Origin of the sequence: Microcoleus sp. B3-A4, assembly GCF_036705385.1 — a bacterium.
In the GTDB taxonomy this organism is placed as follows: Bacteria; Cyanobacteriota; Cyanobacteriia; order Cyanobacteriales; family Microcoleaceae; genus Microcoleus.
On record NZ_JAUBUI010000192.1, the window covers coordinates 1 to 2,299 of the forward strand.

Annotated in this window: 5 protein-coding genes; 3 read left to right on the forward strand and 2 right to left on the reverse strand. The window is 40.1% G+C overall.

Annotated elements, in window-relative coordinates; translation table 11 throughout:
- Positions 1 to 65: 65 nt before the first annotated feature.
- Positions 66 to 461, reverse strand: coding sequence for a DUF1350 family protein (locus tag QUB33_RS29215; protein ID WP_333358097.1), 396 nt, complete (start codon positions 459 to 461; stop codon positions 66 to 68).
- A 271-nt stretch (positions 462 to 732) separates the two neighbouring features.
- Between QUB33_RS29215 and QUB33_RS29220 the strand changes: the two genes are divergently transcribed.
- Genes QUB33_RS29220 through QUB33_RS29770 form a run of 3 tightly spaced genes read left to right on the forward strand, consistent with a single transcriptional unit; the run spans position 733 to position 1,680 of the window.
- Positions 733 to 1,119 carry an IS630 transposase-related protein gene (locus QUB33_RS29220; RefSeq protein ID WP_333358100.1) on the forward strand — a complete coding sequence of 129 codons (387 nt, stop codon included), beginning with the start codon at positions 733 to 735 and terminating at the stop codon, positions 1,117 to 1,119.
- Positions 1,116 to 1,469: a transposase gene (locus QUB33_RS29225; RefSeq protein ID WP_333358103.1), complete on the forward strand. Its 354-nt coding sequence runs from the start codon at positions 1,116 to 1,118 to the stop codon at positions 1,467 to 1,469. Before QUB33_RS29220 ends, QUB33_RS29225 begins: the two co-directional genes overlap by 4 nt.
- A 16-nt stretch (positions 1,470 to 1,485) precedes the next feature.
- Complete coding sequence (locus tag QUB33_RS29770; protein WP_445299575.1) at positions 1,486 to 1,680, forward strand: hypothetical protein; 195 nt, start codon at positions 1,486 to 1,488, stop codon at positions 1,678 to 1,680.
- Positions 1,681 to 1,761: 81 nt separating this feature from the next.
- Here the strand turns inward: QUB33_RS29770 and QUB33_RS29230 are convergent, their stop codons facing one another.
- On the reverse strand, positions 1,762 to 2,124 hold the full coding sequence (locus tag QUB33_RS29230; RefSeq protein WP_333358108.1) for a hypothetical protein: 363 nt from the start codon (positions 2,122 to 2,124) through the stop codon (positions 1,762 to 1,764).
- Positions 2,125 to 2,299 lie beyond the last annotated feature (175 nt).

The following is a 2,299-nucleotide window of genomic DNA, read 5'->3' on the forward strand; positions in this document are numbered from 1 at the left end:
GTTGTTGAGTAACAGCTTGCCGGATATTTAAAGGCAGCTACTTTTAGATGCGCTCGTTTTTTAGTCTAAACTCCAGTTGGATACCGATCGTCGCTTAAAAATTCTAAAAGAGCAATGTACTTGCATCCCAGACTGTGACCAACCCAAAAATAACTCGATGGTTCTTGATAAATTTCGCTTTCATAGCCTAATCTGTGAGCAATTTTGGTCAGTTCTGTTCTCAGTATCTCCTGTTCTTTTAATAACCCAATAGCGATCGGCCAGTGACGAAAAGTAAATCTAAACGGCAAAGCAACTACGGTATAACCTTCTTCAAACAACTGCTGTAAAAAATATCGATAAAACAAAGTTGGCAAACTACCAAAAAAAGATCCACCAATAAATTGAACAACACCTTTTGGCTGCGGATGAACAGCCACCCAACTAAAAGAAACAGGCTGAAATTTAAATGAGTTCGACATTTGAATAAAGCTCAGTGAGTGTATAAGTAGGCTTACAGCACTTCCGGATGTTATGAGGTACAATAGAACAATAGTCCGGACAGTTTTTATATGGCCCAATGGCTTATGCTCGCTTGACTTTGACCCACTGTGGATAATTAAATCAATGTCACCTCCACCCCTGACTTACATTTAATTCGACTTTTTTATGCTCCTTGCCCCGCGTAAGCTTGTAGTATCGTTCCAAAAACTGTCCGGAGTATTGATAGAATCGACTAAAAATAATATACCAATGAAAGCATACTCAGTAGATTTGCGCTCCAAAATAGTAGCAGCCCATTTAGAACAGAAGCTGTCGATCAGAAAAACAGCAGAAATATTTGCCTGCAGTAAAAGCTTAGTTCAAAAACTTGTCAAACAACAAAAAATCGAGGGGAATTTACAGCCTAAACGCAGGGGTAAACCCAGATTCAGTCATTTGAATAATGCCTCAGAAGAGCTAAGAGAAATAGTGGTGGCACATCCCGATGCAACTTTGGTAGAATTGTGTGAGTTATTCGCCCAAAAGACCGGAAATTGGGTAGGCAGAACAGCTATGTGTAGTGCCTTACAGAAGTTGGAATTAAATCGTAAAAAAAAACAGTCAGGAGTAGCCAAGCAGGCACAGAAAGAGTCATGAGGTTAAGGTTAGAGTATTGGGAAAAAGTCAAGGATATTGAGCAAAAAAATCTAGTATTTCTAGATGAGACTGGAGTATTGCTAGGTTTAACTAGAACTCATGCACGTTCCCAAAAAGGAACTAGAGCCTATGCGATCAAACCTTTTTATCGAGGCAAAAAAGTCACAGTAATAGGTGCAATTAGTCTCAATCGAGTAGTGGCATTAATGACCATGGATAACTCGATGAATAGCCAAGCATTTGAGGTGTTTATCGAGAAATGTTTAGTGCCACAATTGTGGTCAGGAGCAGTAGTAGTGATGGATAACTTACCAGCGCATAAAGTAGATTCAATTAAGCCCGTAGATTGAAGCGGTAGGTGCTTCTATCTTGTGTTTGTCCCCATACTCTCCTGATTTTAATCCAATTGAATTATGGTGGTCGCAACTCAAATCTTTATTACGACAGTTTTCACCAACTACCACTAAAATGGTTGACACCATAATTGCTGTGGCTCTTGACTTAATTAATCCGAAACATCTCAAAAACTGGTTTACTAATTGCTGCTACTGTACCTCATAACATCCGGAAGTGCTGTAATTAAACGTAATTAAACGTAAGGTGGGCATTGCCCACCCTACAGTTACTTACCATTTAACAGTTCTAGCCGCGAGACATTCTGACAGGAATATCGAATTTATCCATCACTGTATTTAGCTCTTTCAAATTGACATCATTGGCATCGAGTTGGGCCAGCAGTTGCACTAGCAGTTGAGCTTTTTCTGAATTGTCAGCTTCCAAAGTAGCCAAGTCCAAATTACCGTTGCGTAACTCTTCCAAAATTGGGGTGACAATTGGTAAATCGATGATAATTGGTTTACCTGGTTCAGGGGTAATCTCGTTCAAACCTTTTCCACTGGCGATCGCTAAAGTGTAATTAATTTGATCGAAGTCGGGTAAAGTTGGAGTTGGTGATGGGAAATCGTTTGGCAAGAAAGTGCCGCGAATTTCGGGATTCAATAACACCTTGACTGGTTTATTGCTTTGGGGTTGAGGCTTTGGAAAGATGGAGCGCGCTGGCACAAATAGCGAGACATAGCCGCGCACTTCCAACAAACCTGGAGGGCTCTCCTGAGTTTATGGTGTAAAATAGATCAACCAATACAGTTAGAGTAATGAGCTTTCATTTAGACTATTTATT

Excerpts from the sequence above, each read along its gene's own strand:
- QUB33_RS29215 (WP_333358097.1), bottom strand. The coding sequence starts at position 461 with ATGTCGAACTCATTTAAATTTCAGCCTGTTTCTTTTAGTTGGGTGGCT.
- QUB33_RS29220 (WP_333358100.1), top strand. The coding sequence starts at position 733 with ATGAAAGCATACTCAGTAGATTTGCGCTCCAAAATAGTAGCAGCCCAT.
- QUB33_RS29225 (WP_333358103.1), top strand. The coding sequence starts at position 1,116 with ATGAGGTTAAGGTTAGAGTATTGGGAAAAAGTCAAGGATATTGAGCAA.